Source organism: Erysipelothrix sp. strain 2 (EsS2-6-Brazil), assembly GCF_016617625.1.
Classification (GTDB): Bacteria; Bacillota_I; Bacilli_A; order Erysipelotrichales; family Erysipelotrichaceae; genus Erysipelothrix; species Erysipelothrix piscisicarius.
In genome coordinates this window covers 122,844-140,614 of sequence record NZ_SBAR01000004.1, presented here as the reverse complement: position 1 = coordinate 140,614, position 17,771 = coordinate 122,844, and the positions used below count along the sequence as shown (strand labels likewise).

17 protein-coding genes are annotated in these 17,771 nt (G+C 37.0%); 1 reads left to right on the top strand and 16 read right to left on the bottom strand.

Annotation, left to right across the window (positions count from 1 at the left end; translation table 11 throughout):
• The 9 genes from EPJ89_RS04295 to EPJ89_RS04255 all read right to left on the bottom strand — a co-directional run.
• Positions 1-125, bottom strand: a 125-nt coding sequence (locus tag EPJ89_RS04295) for a helix-turn-helix domain-containing protein (RefSeq protein ID WP_200549066.1), incomplete at its 3' end; no start/stop codon positions are given.
• 111 nt (positions 126-236) lie between these two features.
• Positions 237-1,643: a sensor histidine kinase gene (locus EPJ89_RS04290; RefSeq protein ID WP_244660804.1), complete on the bottom strand. Its 1,407-nt coding sequence runs from the start codon at positions 1,641-1,643 to the stop codon at positions 237-239.
• Positions 1,627-2,295 (bottom strand): response regulator transcription factor, encoded by a 669-nt coding sequence (locus EPJ89_RS04285; protein WP_003773749.1) that lies wholly within the window; start codon positions 2,293-2,295, stop codon positions 1,627-1,629. The genes EPJ89_RS04290 and EPJ89_RS04285 overlap by 17 nt, the downstream gene beginning before the upstream one ends.
• 20 nt (positions 2,296-2,315) lie before the next feature.
• Positions 2,316-5,381 (bottom strand): DNA polymerase III subunit alpha, encoded by a 3,066-nt coding sequence (locus EPJ89_RS04280; protein ID WP_161636413.1) that lies wholly within the window; start codon positions 5,379-5,381, stop codon positions 2,316-2,318.
• Positions 5,382-5,420: 39 nt separating this feature from the next.
• Positions 5,421-6,344 carry a DHH family phosphoesterase gene (locus EPJ89_RS04275; protein ID WP_161636412.1) on the bottom strand — a complete coding sequence of 308 codons (924 nt, stop codon included), beginning with the start codon at positions 6,342-6,344 and terminating at the stop codon, positions 5,421-5,423.
• Positions 6,331-7,533 carry an acetate/propionate family kinase gene (locus EPJ89_RS04270; RefSeq protein ID WP_161636411.1) on the bottom strand — a complete coding sequence of 401 codons (1,203 nt, stop codon included), beginning with the start codon at positions 7,531-7,533 and terminating at the stop codon, positions 6,331-6,333. The genes EPJ89_RS04275 and EPJ89_RS04270 overlap by 14 nt, the downstream gene beginning before the upstream one ends.
• Positions 7,526-7,843, bottom strand: coding sequence for a YlxM family DNA-binding protein (ylxM, locus tag EPJ89_RS04265; protein ID WP_125164458.1), 318 nt, complete (start codon positions 7,841-7,843; stop codon positions 7,526-7,528). Before ylxM ends, EPJ89_RS04270 begins: the two co-directional genes overlap by 8 nt.
• Entirely contained in the window at positions 7,833-8,792 is a 960-nt protein-coding gene (gene ftsY / locus EPJ89_RS04260; RefSeq protein ID WP_161636410.1) for a signal recognition particle-docking protein FtsY, read from the bottom strand. Before ftsY ends, ylxM begins: the two co-directional genes overlap by 11 nt.
• A complete protein-coding gene (locus EPJ89_RS04255) occupies positions 8,792-11,716 on the bottom strand; it encodes an AAA family ATPase (protein ID WP_161636409.1) in 2,925 nt (974 codons plus the stop codon). Before EPJ89_RS04255 ends, ftsY begins: the two co-directional genes overlap by 1 nt.
• A gap of 124 nt (positions 11,717-11,840) precedes the next feature.
• Here EPJ89_RS04255 and EPJ89_RS04250 point away from each other — a divergent pair, with 124 nt between their 5' ends.
• On the top strand, positions 11,841-12,365 hold the full coding sequence (locus tag EPJ89_RS04250) for a hypothetical protein (protein ID WP_161636408.1): 525 nt from the start codon (positions 11,841-11,843) through the stop codon (positions 12,363-12,365).
• 52 nt (positions 12,366-12,417) lie between these two features.
• Here the strand turns inward: EPJ89_RS04250 and EPJ89_RS04245 are convergent, their stop codons facing one another.
• Genes EPJ89_RS04245 through purB form a run of 7 tightly spaced genes read right to left on the bottom strand, consistent with a single transcriptional unit; the run spans position 12,418 to position 17,682 of the window.
• Positions 12,418-13,095, bottom strand: coding sequence for a 5'-methylthioadenosine/adenosylhomocysteine nucleosidase (locus EPJ89_RS04245; protein ID WP_161636407.1), 678 nt, complete (start codon positions 13,093-13,095; stop codon positions 12,418-12,420).
• Positions 13,092-13,763 (bottom strand): class I SAM-dependent methyltransferase, encoded by a 672-nt coding sequence (locus tag EPJ89_RS04240; protein WP_125164455.1) that lies wholly within the window; start codon positions 13,761-13,763, stop codon positions 13,092-13,094. The genes EPJ89_RS04245 and EPJ89_RS04240 overlap by 4 nt, the downstream gene beginning before the upstream one ends.
• A complete protein-coding gene (rsfS, locus tag EPJ89_RS04235) occupies positions 13,744-14,082 on the bottom strand; it encodes a ribosome silencing factor (protein WP_161636406.1) in 339 nt (112 codons plus the stop codon). The genes EPJ89_RS04240 and rsfS overlap by 20 nt, the downstream gene beginning before the upstream one ends.
• Complete coding sequence (gene nadD, locus EPJ89_RS04230) at positions 14,075-15,085, bottom strand: nicotinate (nicotinamide) nucleotide adenylyltransferase (RefSeq protein WP_161636405.1); 1,011 nt, start codon at positions 15,083-15,085, stop codon at positions 14,075-14,077. The genes rsfS and nadD overlap by 8 nt, the downstream gene beginning before the upstream one ends.
• Positions 15,082-15,366, bottom strand: coding sequence for a YhbY family RNA-binding protein (locus EPJ89_RS04225; protein ID WP_125164452.1), 285 nt, complete (start codon positions 15,364-15,366; stop codon positions 15,082-15,084). Before EPJ89_RS04225 ends, nadD begins: the two co-directional genes overlap by 4 nt.
• On the bottom strand, positions 15,366-16,388 hold the full coding sequence (locus tag EPJ89_RS04220; RefSeq protein ID WP_200549064.1) for a GTPase: 1,023 nt from the start codon (positions 16,386-16,388) through the stop codon (positions 15,366-15,368). The genes EPJ89_RS04225 and EPJ89_RS04220 overlap by 1 nt, the downstream gene beginning before the upstream one ends.
• Positions 16,378-17,682, bottom strand: a complete 1,305-nt coding sequence (gene purB / locus EPJ89_RS04215; RefSeq protein WP_200549063.1) for an adenylosuccinate lyase — start codon at positions 17,680-17,682, stop codon at positions 16,378-16,380. Before purB ends, EPJ89_RS04220 begins: the two co-directional genes overlap by 11 nt.
• Positions 17,683-17,771 lie beyond the last annotated feature (89 nt).

Sequence of the window (17,771 nt, the reverse complement as noted above, 5' to 3'; positions counted from 1 at the left end):
TTATATCTAGAAATCGTAGAATGAGATATATTGAGTTTACGTGCTGCCTTGCGCATAGAGTAGCCGATGCTTAATAGAATATCAATTTGGTCTTTCATTTTTTTATCTAATTGTTTATACTTCATATTGGAGCTCCTTTTAGTCGGGTGGGCTCCTTTTATTATACAAAAACAACCGCACCTTGGGTGGTGCGGTTGAGATTTGAATTTAGGAAAGTTAGGGTTAAACCTAACTTTTTAATTTGCTTTTTTTACAGAATAATAGAACGAAGTTCCCGAACCCAATTCCGATTCAACCCAATATTTTGATCCACTGGCATCACAAATCGCTTTAACGATGGATAAACCCAGCCCACTGCTTGATCCACTACGTTGGTAGTTTTTATCAATCTTATAGTACCGATCCCAAATATGATCAATAATATCAGGGCTAATTCCAATTCCGTGATCTGTAACGGAAACGACAACAAAATCCCCTTCAACTTCTGCTTTAATGATGATTAAATTATCTTCACCAACATATTTGGTAGCGTTATTAATATAATTATAGAGAACCTGACCCATTTTAATTTCATCTGCTATCACCATTAAGTTAGGATCACAATGAACTTCAAATTGTAAATCCATTGCTAAAAACAAATGGGTGGTGCTGCGAATTTGTTGTAACATAAAATACTCAGTTTCTTTAATATCGAATACATTGGCTTCATATTTTGACAAGGTTAACATATCATTTACAAGACGTTCCAAATGATTAACCTCATCCACAATAACATGAAGATGCTGTTCACGCATCTCTGGATTATCGCCGGAGATATCTTGAATCATCTCTGCATATGCTTTTATCATGGTTAAAGGTGTTTTGATATCATGAGAGACATTGGCGACTAGGTCTCTTCGTAATTCATCGGTTTTACGAAACTCTTGGGTTGCATAATTCAATGTGCTTGCCAAAGTTTCAACTTCAGAATAATCATCCCCTTCAAAATCTACTGATAAATCGCCATCCGCCAACTTTTTAGCACTGTTGGTAATTTTTGTAATTGGACTTGATAGTCGCTTCGATAAGATAAAAGCAACAATTGTCGCAACGCTAAATACTACAAGTGCTAGCAATCCAAATTGTCTTTTTAAAACAAATACCGTTGAATCTAAAAGTTTTATCGGAGAAATAACAAAAATGTAATTCGGTTTCCCATTTATGAGTGTACTTCTCCCATAAAAATACATCCCTTGCTCATGGATTCCATTATTAAAATTAATCGAAAAATCATGTGTAGAAGCATTATCAGCCATAATCATATACTCTTTCATCGTAGAATTTTTTAGATTGTTTAACTGACAAGGAATATTGGGGTTCTCACCAATATAAGTACGAACCCCAAGATCGTTATAAATACTAATACACATGTTTTCAGTTGCAAGAATTTTTCCTGTTGCTTCTTCGACTATCGAAATATCCGATCGTTCTAACAACCGTTCAATCTCTGTGACCTTCATTTGGATTGTCTGAGATCGATTACGCTCGTAATATGGTCCTATAAATGAAATCTGTAACATCCATAAAAATAACAGCATAATTCCTGTTAATAATAGGAAGTAGAACCAAATACGAAAGGCCATATTTTTAGTTGTTGATTTCAAACTTGTAGCCTGTTCCACGTACCGTTACGATATAGTCACGATACGGACCTAAGTTTTGTCTTAACATTTTAATATGAGTATCGACGGTACGATAGTCACCATAATAATTATAATTCCATACTTTGTCTAACAATACATCACGCGAAAGCGCTTGATCTTTGTGCTGAATGAGAAAGACCAATAGGTCAAACTCTTTAGGGGTGACATTAATTCGTTCACCATCGATAATTAAGTTACGGCCTGTAATATCCACTTCAAGACCACCAAATGAATAAACACTGTGTTTCATTCCTTTAGCGCGTTCACTTACCGCTTTGATTCGAGCCATTAATTCCTTTGGCGAAAACGGTTTGGTGACATAGTCATCAATTCCCAATTCAAAACCAAGAAGCTTATCGAACTCCTCTTGACGTGCAGATAACATAATTATCGGAACATCTTTGATTTTCTTTATTTCACGACATGCAGTAAAACCATCAAGATTTGGCATCATGATGTCCAATACAACAACATCATAGTCATTGCTTTTGACCATTTCTATTGCTTCAGCTCCATCGGACGCCTCATCACATAATAACCCCGTCGCCTTTGCATATTCCTTGGCAACTTCTCTAATTTTCTCTTCATCATCTACAATCAAAAATCTAACCATGTGAATTCACCTCTTTCATTTTATGATTCGTGAAATTCCGGATTTGAATCAAATCGGTACATATCCATTATGATCAAAGAGCCCGGTTCACGCATCTGCCCCTTCACTAAGACAAGTGCTCCTATTTCTAGGTTCACTTTTATTTTATCATATACTGAAGGAAATACCACTCCATCAATCAAACCTGTATCATCACTTAATTGAATAAAGGCCATTTGGTCCCCTTTTTTGGTTCGATGGAGCTTTATCCGATCAACCATTGCGATGATTCTGAAATATTTATCACGAACTTTAACATCAATGACTGAGTCCGCTTCATGTTTCTGTTTTAAACGTAATGTTGGATGCTCACTAAAGTAAAAGCCCAAAACAAGCAGTTCATCATTGAGAACCTGTCGCCGATTTTCAGTTACCATTGTAAAGATTGGTTCACTGATTAAATCCATATTCAAGGATGATTGACCATCTTTCTCAACTCGAATGATGTTCGCATAGCGTAACGCTTCTTCAAGAGATGCAATCATACTCAAACGATCAGGATTTAAATAGTCAAACGCACCTGCTTGAATCAATAACTCAAACTGACTTTTCTTGATGCCTACTAAATTCAGTCTGCTAATTGCGTTGTAGTAACTCAAATATGGTCCATTTTTATTTACTTCAGTGCTTATTCTAGCCCCGATACTTTTACTAATACCTTTAATAACGGTAAATGGCAAGCGAATCGCAAATCCCTCAAGTGTATAATGATTAGTGCTTTGTTCCAAGTTAACCGGTCGTAACTCAACCTTCCTACGACGACATTCATCAATATATTGTCGTGTTTTAACCTCACTTCCAATCACACTGGTGAGTAAATAAGTATAGAATAAATGCGGATAATTTGCTTTTAAATAAGACAATTGATAGGCGATTAAACCATATGCAACCGAATGAGATTTATTAAATCCATAATTCGCAAATTTATAGATAAGCGCAAAAAGCTCTTGCGCAAAAACATTACTATGACCTTTATCGATACATCCTTGAACAAACTCCGCTTTTAAAGCATCAAGTTCTTTAGCATCTTTCTTACTCATTGCTTTACGTAAAATATCCGCTCGAGCTAAACTGAATCCCGCCATAATTTGAGCAACTTGCATAATCTGCTCTTGATAAATCAGAATCCCATTGGTACTTTCCGTAATTTTTTTTAAGTCCTCATGAATATACTTGACGTTTTGGGGATGCGCACGATTTTCGAGGTACAATGGAATATTTTCCATAGGTCCCGGTCTAAACAGTGCAATGGTATCTACAATATCACTAAACTTATACGGTTTCACTTTTTTTAACAATGCTTTCATCCCATCGGATTCAAGTTGAAACACCCCAACCGTTTCTGCCCGTGAAATTAAATCGTAAGTTTTTTTATCGTCAAGAGGAATTGCCATAATGTCAAATGGCTCCTGTTCATTAATTTGACGACTGATATTGTCAATAATCGTCAAATTTCTGAGTCCCAGAAAATCTATCTTCACAAGACCAATTGACTCAAGACGACTCATATCATATTGGACCGCTTTGGTCTCTGAGTCTAATTGAATAATAGGGACCACATTTTCAAGTGGTTTTTTACTCAACACAATTCCAGCAGCATGGGTCGACGTATGTCGTGGCATACCTTCAAGACTACACGCAAGCTCAAACGTTTTGGTTAAGATATTCTCAGATTGTAGAAGCGATTTAAATCGACTGTTCTGATTGTAATTTTGACGCAAATCTAAAAGTGGATCAATAAGTTTTGAAACTTGATCAACCTTACGAATTGGAACTTGCAATACTCGAGCTGTATCCCGAAACGCTTGCCGCGCCTTGAGTGTCCCAAATGTCACAATATGAGCAACATAATTTTCACCATATTTTTCCCTTACGTAATCAATTACAAATTGCCGCTTATCATCTGGAAAATCTATATCAATGTCGGGCATTGATACACGTTCAGGGTTTAAAAATCGTTCAAATAACAAATCATACTCAATCGGATCAATTTCAACGATACCTAAACAATAAGCAACAAGGGAACCCGCAGAACTCCCACGACCTGGTCCTACATAAATCCCCTCTTTTTTCGCATAGCGAATCACGTCATAGACGATTAAGAAGTAATCTGTAAAATTCATGTCATTGATAATTTTCAACTCATAGTCCAAACGTTCCTGGTATTTCACAGGTACAGATTGATTTAATCTGCGCTTCAAGCCAAAATGACTCAACTGTTCTAAATAAATCTTATTACTTACATCTTGATGCGTTTCAAACTCCGGTAATTCTGTTGTCAAATCAAGGATCGATACATGACACATTTCCGCGATGGCATTAGTAAGTTCAATTTCAGATTCCTGATAAAGCACCGTAAAATCATCACACGTCGTAAAATGCCGATTCGGGGAAGAAACAAGCGTTTTATCTTCTAAATAAGTTCCTTTATCGATTGCTTGCAAAGCTCGAAACGCTTCCTCATCATCTTTATTTTCGTAATATACTTTCGGAAGCGCAACACATTCAATCCCTCTTAAAGCCGCCATTTGACGAAGTTGATCGTTAACAGTTGCAAAAAAACCGGACTCTTGATGTGATAATCCAATATAGAAATGCGAAAACGAAGCGTTGAGTCGTTCCATTACGATTGCAACAGCATCCAAATCTTTACCGAGCATCCCTTTTTCAAAGGGCCCTTGTTCGGAGTATGCAATGAACACTAAATCGGATTGAAAAGGAATCACATCCGCCTCCGATACACATTCTTGTTGTGAAAGAAGATAGGATAAGTGAATAAGCCCTTGATACCCCTCATTCGTACGTGCGAGAACGAGTGAATCATATTGAAAATCATCAGCATCAATCGTAATTTCCATACCGAAAATCGGTTTAAGATTACGTTTTTGTGCTTCTACATAAAAATCAAGTGCACCAAAAAGAACATGCCGATCAGTCAAGGCGATGCTCTTCATACCAAATTCTTTTGTTTTTTCGCAGATTAAGTCTACAGACATCATTCCTTTTAAGAGCGAATAATGACTGCGAACCATTAAATGTGTCGCCATTTTGCCACCTCTATCATTATTATACATGAAAAAACATCGCTATAATAGCGATGTTTCTGCCAATTCTTGAATAAGTGATTCCATCGTTTGATAGGTCAAACCTTTAATACCACAAGCAAGACGATGTCCACCACCGTTATAGCGTTGTGCAATGGTATTAATTGTATTATTTTGAGATCTTAACGATGCTTTAAACGTTCCATCTTCAGTTTGGATAAACAATCCCCAAATCTTAAACTCACGCACACCTGCCATTGAACCTGTAAACATTTTCGCATCAGACTCAGTAATTCCCATTTGATCAAGCAATGCTTGGTCAATGATAACATATGCAAAAGCATCTTTTACTTGGATATGATTTTGAATCTCGCGATTGATTTCAAAATTTCTGCGCGTACGCAGGAAAAGCGCATGATTAAGTTTTGTAATGTTCGCCCCTTCATCCATAAGCCAAGCTGCTGCACGGAGTGTTTTAGAAGAAGTTGTTTCAATTGAGAACTTTTGTGTGTCGGTCAAAATACCCGAAAGAAGCGTATTAGCAATCGTTTCATCCATGTTCATCTGAAGTTCTCGCAATAAATCCGCGACAATTTCACAAACGCTGCCTCGACTCGAATCCACGATTTGTAAATCACCATAAATATCTACTTCTGGATGGTGATCAATCTTAACAATCGCTTTTGCCTCTTGAAAACGTTGATCATCGATACGTTCTTGATTTGCGCTATCTAAAACAATCGCTAAAAACGAGCCAAGATTTTCTACCTGATCCATGGGTTCATAAATCGTAAAATTATGGAGATCGCTTCCTAACATTAAGATTTCCTTATCAGGATAGTTTAACTTCAACCATTTTGCCAGACCAACCTGGGAACCTAAAGCATCCCCATCTGGTTGGACATGGCGAAATAAGCAAATCTTATCATAAGATTCGACATATTCTTGAAATTTAGTTTTGTTCATTATGAATTCGGTAAGCGTCTGTTGCGATTACGAGTTCTTCATTTGTTGGACAAACCCAAATATCCATTGAAGAAGCATCGGTACTCAATTTAACTTCCTTACCACGTGTTTTACTATTTAATTCACGGTCATAATCAAGTTTTAATCCTGGTTGTAACACATCTAAAATTGCTTCACGTGTTCCTGTATCGTTTTCTCCAAGACCCGCTGTAAAGACAAGACCATCAACATGACCTAATTGAAGTGCATAAGCACCCACATATTGTAATACACGTTGTGCATACATCTTACGTGTTAAAATTGCACGTTCATTGCCGTCATCAATACCGTTTTCGATATCACGAGCATCACTTGAAATCCCACTAATTCCAGCCATTCCAGATTTTTTGTTGAAAATATCTAAAACTTCTTCGGCTGTAATATCAAGCTTACGCATTAAATAAGTCACGATTGCAGGATCTAAATCACCTGTACGTGTACCCATCATGAGTCCTGCTAATGGTGTGAAACCCATTGATGTATTAACACATTTTCCGCCTTCAACTGCAGAAATCGAAGCACCATTACCTAAGTGAAGTGTAATTAAATTAACATCTTCAACGTTTTTACCCATTAATTCTGCTGTGCGTTGTGCAACATATTCATGAGAAATACCATGTGCACCATAACGACGAACCGCTAAATCGCTGTAGTATTCGTATGGTAATGCATACATAAACACTTCTTCAGGCATTGTTTGGTGGAATGCTGTATCAAATGCGAAAATATGTGTAGCATTTGGTAACGCTTCTTTAAATGCGCGATAACCAATAAGGTTTGCTGGATTATGTAAAGGAGCTAAATCAGCAAGTTCTTCAACTTGCGCTACAGACACTTCATCACATAATGCACTCCCTTGGAAATACTCACCACCATGAACAACACGGTGACCCGCTGCAACGATTTCTGATAAATCAGAAACAATATTTTTTTCGACAAGACCTTTTAATACAAGATCTACCGCTACATGGTGATCTGGAATATCTAAAGTATCTGTATCTTTTTGATCGTTATATTTAAATGTGATAATTCCATCATTTAAACCAATACGCTCAACAATACCACTTGTAAGCACTTCTGCTTCTGGCATTTCTAATAATTGAAATTTCAATGAACTACTTCCGGCATTTACCGCTAAAACTTTACTCATAATTTCCTCCTCTATTGAAATCATCTAAGATTCTATTGACTTCCCCATCCCCTAGGGCATAAAGTTTATCAAATAATTTTTGATAGGATGTCGCAACTCCCAACTTCTGCTCATACTCTTCGAGTAATTTGGTTGTTCGATTTAAGTTATCATAAACAGCCGAACGACTAATATTAAGGATATCCGCAATTTCTTGATATGACAAGTCATCTTGGTAATAATATTGAAAAACTTGTATTTGTTTTTCTGTTAACAAACTTTCGTAGTAATCAAAAAGCCGATTTAATTCGATTGCTTTCTCAATGCTCATGGTTATCATTCACAAGATGATAGAGATAACTCTCGATATCGAACGCTCTTAAATCGCTGACCGATTCACCCAAACCAATATGACTTACCTTTAAATCCAATTCATCTTTGATACTTAGCAGAACCCCACCTTTAGGTGAACCATCCAGTTTCGTAACGATTAAGGAATCAACGGGCGTGACCTCAGTAAACATTTTCGCTTGAGATAGTCCATTTTGTCCGGTATTACCATCAATCACTAGGTAGGTATGATCAATACTTCCCACTTCACGCTCTAAAACACGCTTCATTTTTTCGAGTTCTTTCATAAGGTTTACTTTATTTTGTAAGCGACCTGCACTATCACAAATCATGACATCAAAATCATGTTCTTTGGCATACCGCGCTGCATCAACATAGACCGATGCCGGATCTTGATTATCCTTACCGCCAATAAAATCAACACCAAGCTCATCAGCCCATACTTTTAGTTGGTTACTTCCAGCTGCTCTAAAAGTATCTCCACCTACCAACAATACTTTATGACCTTCTTGTTGATAGTTATACGCCAATTTTGCGCAAGTCGTCGTTTTTCCCGAACCATTCACACCCACAACAAGAATTGCATTGAGGCGTCCTGGTTCAATGGCATATGGTTCCAAATTATCCCCATACTGTCTTAAAATCACTTCCACAAGCGTTTCCAAAGCTTCTTCTTCACTCATCGAAGTTTTCACATTTTTTCGAAATGTTTTAATAATTTTTTGAGCGCTTTTTAAAGATACATCACTTTGAATCAAAACCGCTAAAAGATGATCATACCAAGCATCATCAAACTTAGGTTTACCTGTAAACATTTGTTTAAGCTTATTACCAAAAGATGCTTTGGTTGAATCCAACCCGGTGGAATAAAGTGCTTGTTCTTTTTGATCTTTTTTATTTGATTTTTTAAACATATCAAAAAATCCCATTATACTTCCTCCTTTAATTCAATTGCCTCATCCAAACGTACACGCAACATGGATGAAACACCACGTGTCGGCATGGTTACACCATACAAGACATCACATTGTGCCATCGTTCCCGATCTATGCGTAATTACTAAGAATTGGGTGTCATCACTGAAATCTTTGATGTAGTTTGCAAGACGCTCAACATTTGCTTGGTCCAGCGCAGCTTCAACCTCATCAAAAATACATAATGGGACATGTCGTGCTTTTAATATCGCAAACAAAACTGAAATTGCGATTAAACTCTTTTCGCCTCCTGAAAACAGACGAATATTTTGAACCGATTTCCCTGGTGGCTGTACATCAATATCGATTCCGGTATTTAGAAGATCATCTTCATCTTCCAACACAAGTTTCGCCTTCCCTCCACCAAACAAAGCACCAAATACTGAACCCAACTCCCCGTTAATCTTATCAAACATTTCTTTAAATTGTTTAACCATGATTTGATCCATCTCTTCGATGACACTAAGAAGTTTATCACGAGAAGAAATAAGATCATCGAGCTGTTTCGTTAGAAATTCATGACGTTCAAACGCTTCTTGATATTCTTCTGGGGCTTCAAGGTTAACATTTCCCAATGCAGCAATTTCGCCGCGCAGCTTAAGAACTTCATCACGACCGTTTGCAGCCGATTCATCATAAATATTTTCAAGCGCATATTCAAAGGTCATTTGATACTCACTTGATAAACGTTCAAGATTTGATTCAAGTCGTGTTGCATTCTTGGTATCACTCAAATTCACTTCATGTTTTTCTTGCGTCAATTTATTTAACTCACTTCGATATTGACGCATCAGAACTTCTTTACGTTGAACATCATTCCCAAGTGCCAAACGACGTTCGCGAATCAAGGCAAGATTAGAACTTAACTCATCACGCTCCATATAAGCACGATTAAGCTTTCCTACAACTTCGTCAACAACATCCTCGGTCATAAACTCATCATTTGGATTTATTTCTTCATACTCTTGTTGTAAACGCTCATACTTCGATCGTTTGACATCAAGCAATGGTTCCAATTGCGCTAAAGCAATTCGGCGTTGCATTAAGATGTCGTTCGTTTCTTTGATCGTTGTTTGCAACATTCGCACTTCGTTTTCCGAGAATACAATTCGATCTTTAAGCTTTGTGATTTCTTCTTCTAAAGATTCCTTGTCACGTTTAAGCGTCAACATGGACTGTTGGTTATTTCTAGTCTTACCACCCGACATTGTTCCACCACGATGCATAACATCCCCATCAAGCGTGACAATTTTATAGGAATGGTGTAATTGTTTCGCAAGACGGTTAGCATCTTCAATTGTGGATACGACAAGAACATTGCCCAGCAAACTCTCTTTTAAGATTTCAAATACCGGATCATTGGATACAAAATCTGAAGCAACACCCATAAATCCTGGAGCATGTTCACAAACCGTTAAGGCATCATCCGCAACAGAACGTGATTTACATGATGTAAGAGGAATAAAAGTTGCTCTCCCTGACATATTTTTCTTTAAAAAGTTAATCGCATTCACTGCTGCTTTATCATTCTCAGTAACAATATGAACCATCGAACCAGCCAAAGCAGTTGTGATGGCGACTTCCAAACCCTCTTTAGGGGTAAAAACATTCCCCACAGCATCAAGAACCCCAAAAAGCGATGCTTTGTTATTCATAACAGCTTGAACACCTGCTTGAGATTCAAAAGGGCGTTCCAATCGATGCACCACAAGTTCCAATCTGTTTTTTAATTGGTTTAGAGATGACAACAACGTATTCAGGGATTGTTGTTTATCTGCAAGTTCTCGATTTTTTTCATACGTTGTTTCAGTTAACAATTCCACTTCAGCATTTAGTTTCTGATGACGTTCTTTACGTTCATCATATTCCAACTTCGCATCATTCATAGCAGCAAAGAGTTCTTGTGCCTTTGCTTGTTTATCGCCGACTTCCAATGTGTACTTACGGCGTTCATCAATTTCAACTTTTCGCGTTTCTAAGATACCAATCTCACGGACAAATTGCATAACCTTTTCTTGCCCTTTAACGATATCTTGATCCATCTTAAAAATTTCTTGACGTTTCTCTTGGAGTTCATGATCATAGACGCCAATATTTGTTTCTAAGGTTGCAATCTCCGATTCTAAACGATAGGTATCGTTTTTATTTGAGTTAATAAGTTCTTCCAGTTCTTTGATCTCTCGACAGATAACTGAAACTTCAATCGATTCAAGCAACGCTTTTTTTTCTTTATATTGTTCTGCCTTTTTAGCAGCACGTTTCAATGAACTAACCTGACGTGTTATCTCATCCACAATATCTTGCATACGATCAACATTTTCTTTTGTCCGTTCAAGTTTATTGATGGATTCAATTTTACGTTTTTTATATTTGGAGACACCAGCTGCCTCTTCAAAAATCACACGACGTTCAATAGGTTTTGCTTCGGCAAAATAACTAATTGTCCCTTGCGAGATGATGGATAATGAATCTCTACCCAAACCCGTATCCATTACTAAATCATGAACATCGCGTAATCGACATGGAACTTTATTGATTAAATATTCAGACTCACGAGTATCCCGATAGAGTCTTCGTGTTACTTCTAATTCTTCATAATCACTGTTTAAAGGCCGTGCTTCATTATCGAAGACTAAAGTAACTTCCGCAAGATTGACCTTCCGGCGCGTTTCAGACCCATTAAAAATAACATCAGTCATACTCGAGCCACGCATTGATTTTACGGACTGTTCGCCTAAAACCCAACGTATCGCATCACTAATGTTACTTTTACCACATCCATTTGGACCTACAATACCCGTAACGGCATCATCAAAATTTATAACTACTTTATCCGCAAAGGATTTAAAACCCTGCATTTCTATCTTTTTGAGGAACATAGAAACCCCCATTCTCATATGAACTTATTATACCGTAATATGATGAAACATGAAAGATGTATCCTACAATTTGATTTTCTCTGAACAAAGTGCTATTCTTTTATTGGCTACGTTAGGAGGAAATATGCGAAAACGAATTATTCTAATTGCGTTTACTGCAGTTGCACTCGTTTCATTATTTGTCGTTTTATACGATCAATTCAAACCAAAAACAAGTGCTCTAACGCTGAGTACCGGTATGCCTAAAAGCGAAACGGTTATTAAACTTAATGAAATTCAGACATTTTTAAATGATAATCCAGGACAACACGTATTCTTACTAAAAGATGGTAATTCCGACTCTGATTATGTTGAAGATGCATTACTTGCCCCTTTAACAACAGAACAAGAAGTACGTCCCACACCTGAAATTACAACGATTGATATGTCTGATGCTCAAAACATCTCAGTAACACGCTTAAAACAATTATTGGGTGTTGAGAAATATCCTGCATTTGTCGTAATTGAAGCTAAAAAGGATAAAGTTGATGTTAAGTCAACACTTGTATTTAAACAAGATAATCCCTTTACAAGCGATGATTTAAAAACATGGTTCTTCGATAACGGTCTTTGGACTGGTCCTTATGGAATCGAAAGCAAAAAATCATAAACTATCTTACGATAGCAATCAAAAAGTACGAGATGATCTCGTACTTTTTCTTTTACAAATTCAGAATAAATTGTTGGCACAACATCGCACTCACTTTACTTGCAAGAGGTAAGTACTGTTCAAAATCGAGATCGTTTTCAGGATCATGTGTAACATCAGAGAGCCCTCTTAAAACGATAAATGGTGTTTGACTTCGATAACACACATGAGCAATCGCAGTCGCTTCCATTTCGACACAAATTGCATCTGAGAAATGTTTTTGGATGTTAAGGAAAGCTTGTGATGATTTTGTCACAAATTGATCTCCCGAAACGATTAATCCAACATGGAAACGTTTTCCCATGCTTTCAAGAGTTTGTTTTGCAATTTGGAAAAGATTTGAATCTGTTTTAAAAATAAAGCGTGGGTCCGTGTCGGTTCCCGGTCCAATATCCAAATCGTGATATTGAAGATGTGTTGCCACAACCATATCACCATGCTTTTGATCAGCTTTTAATCCACCGGCACTTCCAATATTCAAGACAAGATGCGGATTGTATATGCCTATCAAACAAGAAGCAGTGTAAGCAGCATTAACCTTACCAACACCACTTTGTGCAACAACCACTTCTTGACGAGACAAGACACCCATATAAACATCAATACCGGCAACATTGCTCGATGTTACCCCCGACATAAGTGACGTCAATGCTTGAACTTCTTCTTGCATCGCACCAATAATGAGAATCATAAGCGCTCCTTTGTAATGACAAGCATTACTTTCTCACCCTCATCACAAATCCCCTTGTGATTAAAGTCCGTATATATTTTTACAGAATAACCATGTTTTTCATACGCATCAATTAAAATTTGTGGATCAAATACCCATTGATAAACACTGTCAAAGGTTCCATCTAAAAAATTAATGACATGAACTAAATGAGATCCATCCACTTCAATTTGGTATGCATAATCAAAGGTATCGGTTGACCCTTCTTCATAGTAATCATCGGCAAATTCATTTAAGCGATAGGGATGGTGACAATCCAAAATAATATTGGATGATAAAGCAACGCTTCGCTCAACAAAGTTTAATAAATCTTCTTCAGTTAATATGTAATTAAGACTGTCTCCAACACAAATAAGTGTGTCATACGTTTTTTGATCTTCATACGTAAGAAAATCACCTTGAACCATTTTATTGGCTAATTCAGGATACTTTTCATACCCTAACGCGAGCATGGAATCATCGAGGTCAACACCCTTAACATCAAAATAATCATCAAGTTCATGAAGCAAATCACCCGTTCCACATGCCATTTCTAAAAGGGTATTACCAACAGCATGTTTTTGAACAAACGCTTTGTATAACTGAGTACCTTCTTTTGAGGAAAAAAGACTATCGTAATACGTTTTCATCAATATAGTCCTGATAGAGTTTTTCTAAGTTGTAGTGGCCACGTTCCTCAGTTAAAAACAGGTGAACTACTACATCGTATGCATCAATAAGAATCCAGGTTGAACCATGTTGACGTTCAATACTGCGAATTTTATATCCTTCTTTTTCAATCGCTTCTTCAACAAACTCAGCAATAGCATTAAGTTGGCGAACGCTTGGTGCATCCGCAATTACAAAATAGTCACATAATGGATTTTCTCGTTTAAAATCAACTGTAACAATGTCATTTGCTTTTTTTTCGTCAATTGTTTTCACAATTACATCTAATAAATTATTCATTATTTCTCCTTAGATAGGCACCTTGTGCCCTTTTCACTTCTTGAAATCCTTCAACTAAATTACGTTTTGATAAAGATATTAAAGGTTCACTGTCATAGCCTCTGCCTCGTTCACATTTATCAGCAATATATAAAATCATTCCAATTTTATGAGTCGAAGCACCATTAACATGTCCTCTAATAGCATTTAATACTTGTTTATCTCGCACATAGTATTTTTTTGATAATTCTGACGCTGCCGCAAAACCATGGTAAAATGCAGAATGCAAATCGATATGATGGGGAAACGTTGCCTTCATGATGTTAAGTAAGATTTCATCAGAATCTTCTTTACACAAATCATGAATCATACATGCGAGCGCAACGCGATGCGCATCAACATGATGTACAGCTGCAATTTCTAATGCGAGATCTTTTACTCTTAATACATGTTCATATCGTCGCATTGACACACGATTCCGTAAAATTTCGTCGAGATATAAACCACGTTCCGTCATGTATTGAAGGACGCATGGTGCCGTCTTGGTAATGAAACCTTTTCGAATTTCAGTCGAACTTATCGGTAGAACTGGACCGATGACACGTGGAAATTGCGTATCAACATTTGAATCGCGTGAATAAATGACGAATTGTACCTGTTGACGTAGTTCGTCAAATGCCTTCCATTGATTTAAAGTCGGCAGTTGATCTGAACCAATTAACCACTCAAATTCACAATCATTATACTGGGCTTTTAATACCCTTACGGTATCGATTGAGTACGAGGGTAAAGGCATTCTCGATTCTAGATCAAGAACCTTCATTTTTTTAAAAGGTCGAGTCATCAACTTCACCATCTCAAATCGATGATGGAATGCGGAACTTCCTTCTTTAAACGGATTTTGTGCACTGACAATAAACCAAAGCTCATCCGCATTACGTTGTTTTAGGGCGTGCTTCGCCATCGTTAAATGGCCATCATGAATGGGGTCAAAACTCCCGCCAAACAAGATTATTTTTCTCAAACTTTAATTCGTCCGTTTTTACTGTAACGATAGAAAACTGCAACGCGCCCTATTTTACTTACTAAATCACAACTAAATCGATCTTCAAATGCTTCAATTGCTTCTAAAATTGTAACATCTGAATTTTTTTGAATACTTACCTTCACAAGATTGTGAGCTAACATGGATGTCTCAAACGTTTCATAAACAGTTTCAGTTAATCCATTTTTTCCAATAAATACAGTTGTTTTTTCTTCATGAGAAATACGTTTTAATTCTTTTTTTTGATCTTTACTTAACATTAAATGATCGCCTTTCTGATTACGACTTCCGCTTCTTTATCGAAACGAGTCTCTAATTCTTTTAACTCACCTTGAATACTGATAAATCCAACATCGAAAATTTCAATATCAATGTGCTTATCCGTTACCGGCCATTTTTTCTTACGGTATGAAGGATTTTGAATCATAAAATCATGGTCCAATTCAAAATTTGCTTCCAACCGTTCCGGTTTTATCCGTTTCAGCTCAAATGGAAGATATGAAACAACGTGAACGTGTGACTTAGGAGTAACCGTGATTGCCCCAAGATTCCCCAGTAAAATCGTTTGTTTTTCATATAATTGATATACAGCAGGTTTCAGTGTTTTTTGTGGCGCTAACATCACCAAGTTCTCATCTGTAAACTTAGAGAGCAATTCACTCTCATTGCTTAATCCCGGTGTATCGTAAACATCGTAATGTTCCGTTTCAATATGTAACACATCCGCAGTTGTGGATGCAACCGGCGATACCGATAAATCGTTTTTTCCCATTAATGCATTGAGTAAAGAAGACTTCCCTGCATTGACACATCCTACAAACGCACACGGAGCATCCTCCAAGTATGGTGTCAACGCTTCAAGTGTATTCTTTTTCAAGGCTGAAACATAAACAACATCCATCAACGATACATCTTCATTTTTCAGTGCACGCATAATTGCATTTGTAAGTTTGTTGTTTGAAACAGACTTCGGTAAAAGATCACGCTTATTCACGACAAGCACAACACTTTTATTTCTTAATGCACGAAGCAACCCTGTGTGCATACTTTGATTCAAATGCATAATATCTAAAACCCATAGAATATGGCCATCAAAACGCTCAATAAACTCAAGCGTCGTTCCATCATTAACATCAGCTTTAACACGTTTAAAATCACGATAATGCTTTAAACGAAAACATGATTGACAATAATCATTCTCAATTGATTTCGCGTAACCACGTCCCATTGCATCTTCAGTTTGTAAGACTGAACCACAACCGACGCATTTTTTATTTTCCATATATATTTACCCTTTCAAAAATGGTATCAACTCTTCTTAAGAAGTAGTTTAAATCAAAACACTCTTTTAATTGATCTTCAGTCATCAATGTTAAAACGTTCTCATTTTTAAGAAGCACATCCAAAAACGATGTATGCGTATTGTATGCTTCCATTGCAAGTGGCTGTATTAAATCATACGCCGCTTCTCGACTTAATCCCTCGCTATCAATCAATGTTGTCATTACACGTTGTGCAAAAATAACACCGTGTGTCAAGTTGATATTATCCATCATTTTGTCTTCATAAACAACTAAATTCGCAACAATTCGTGTAAATCGATGCAACATATAATCCAATAAGGTGATTGCATCCGGGAAAATGATACGTTCCGCACTGGAATGTGAAATATCACGCTCATGCCATAATGCGACGTTTTCGAAGGATGTCATCATATAGCCACGTATCACACGTGCACAACCCGCCATGTTTTCACTGCTGATTGGATTTCGTTTATGAGGCATCGCAGAAGATCCTTTTTGACCTTTATTAAAGAATTCTTCCAATTCACCAACTTCTGTTCGTTGAAGGTGTCGGATTTCTGTTGCAATTTTTTCAATGCTTGTCGCAATTAATGACAGTGTCGACATATAGAATGCATGGCGATCTCGCTGAAGTACCTGGGTTGATATATTTGTGGACGTAATGCCTAATTGCGCACATACATAATCTTGTACATAAGGATCTGTATTCGCAAAATTTCCAACAGCACCACTAATTTTACCTGCTTCTAAATCTTTACGTGCACTTTGAAAGCGCGTTAAATTTCGATTCATCTCATCATACCAAAGCGCAAACTTTAAGCCAAAACTTGTAATATCAGCATGAATTCCATGCGTACGTCCTATGCATGGAGTATCTTTATAGCGAATGGCTTGTTGTCTTAACACCTCAATAAAATCAATAAGACCGTGTTCCAGGATATCATTTGCTTGCTTATAAATATATCCATATGCCGTATCAACAACATCAGTACTCGTTAAGCCGTAATGAACCCATCGTTTTTCATCACCCAGTGTCTCACTTACGGCTCTGGTAAATGCGACAACATCATGACGTGTTTCCGCTTCAATTTCATAAATTCGATTGATATCAAAGGAAGCATTTTCTTGTAATGCTTTTAAATCATTATCAGGAACAACGCCCAATTGATTGAATGCCTCTGCAGCATGGATCTCAACTTTTAGCCACGCTTCAAAACGAAATTGATCATTAAATATTGTTTTCATTACATCTCTTGAATACCGATTAATCATAAAACCTCCTAATTGAAATAATAAAGTCTGGAAGTATACAACCGCCAGACTTGGTTTTGTAAGGTCGAACGTAATAACTCTACCCTACA

What these genes read in the sequence shown, in the direction of transcription:
- rsfS (WP_161636406.1), bottom strand. Translation starts at nt 14,082, where the DNA reads ATGAATAATTTATTAGATGTAATTGTGAAAACAATTGACGAAAAAAAA.
- ftsY (WP_161636410.1), bottom strand. Translation starts at nt 8,792, where the DNA reads ATGGGATTTTTTGATATGTTTAAAAAATCAAATAAAAAAGATCAAAAA.
- EPJ89_RS04285 (WP_003773749.1), bottom strand. Translation starts at nt 2,295, where the DNA reads ATGGTTAGATTTTTGATTGTAGATGATGAAGAGAAAATTAGAGAAGTT.
- EPJ89_RS04245 (WP_161636407.1), bottom strand. Translation starts at nt 13,095, where the DNA reads ATGATTCTCATTATTGGTGCGATGCAAGAAGAAGTTCAAGCATTGACG.
- EPJ89_RS04255 (WP_161636409.1), bottom strand. Translation starts at nt 11,716, where the DNA reads ATGTTCCTCAAAAAGATAGAAATGCAGGGTTTTAAATCCTTTGCGGAT.
- EPJ89_RS04280 (WP_161636413.1), bottom strand. Translation starts at nt 5,381, where the DNA reads ATGGCGACACATTTAATGGTTCGCAGTCATTATTCGCTCTTAAAAGGA.
- EPJ89_RS04275 (WP_161636412.1), bottom strand. Translation starts at nt 6,344, where the DNA reads ATGAACAAAACTAAATTTCAAGAATATGTCGAATCTTATGATAAGATT.
- EPJ89_RS04250 (WP_161636408.1), top strand. Translation starts at nt 11,841, where the DNA reads ATGCGAAAACGAATTATTCTAATTGCGTTTACTGCAGTTGCACTCGTT.
- EPJ89_RS04225 (WP_125164452.1), bottom strand. Translation starts at nt 15,366, where the DNA reads ATGTTAAGTAAAGATCAAAAAAAAGAATTAAAACGTATTTCTCATGAA.
- EPJ89_RS04240 (WP_125164455.1), bottom strand. Translation starts at nt 13,763, where the DNA reads ATGAAAACGTATTACGATAGTCTTTTTTCCTCAAAAGAAGGTACTCAG.
- EPJ89_RS04270 (WP_161636411.1), bottom strand. Translation starts at nt 7,533, where the DNA reads ATGAGTAAAGTTTTAGCGGTAAATGCCGGAAGTAGTTCATTGAAATTT.
- EPJ89_RS04220 (WP_200549064.1), bottom strand. Translation starts at nt 16,388, where the DNA reads ATGGAAAATAAAAAATGCGTCGGTTGTGGTTCAGTCTTACAAACTGAA.
- ylxM (WP_125164458.1), bottom strand. Translation starts at nt 7,843, where the DNA reads ATGAGCATTGAGAAAGCAATCGAATTAAATCGGCTTTTTGATTACTAC.
- purB (WP_200549063.1), bottom strand. Translation starts at nt 17,682, where the DNA reads ATGATTAATCGGTATTCAAGAGATGTAATGAAAACAATATTTAATGAT.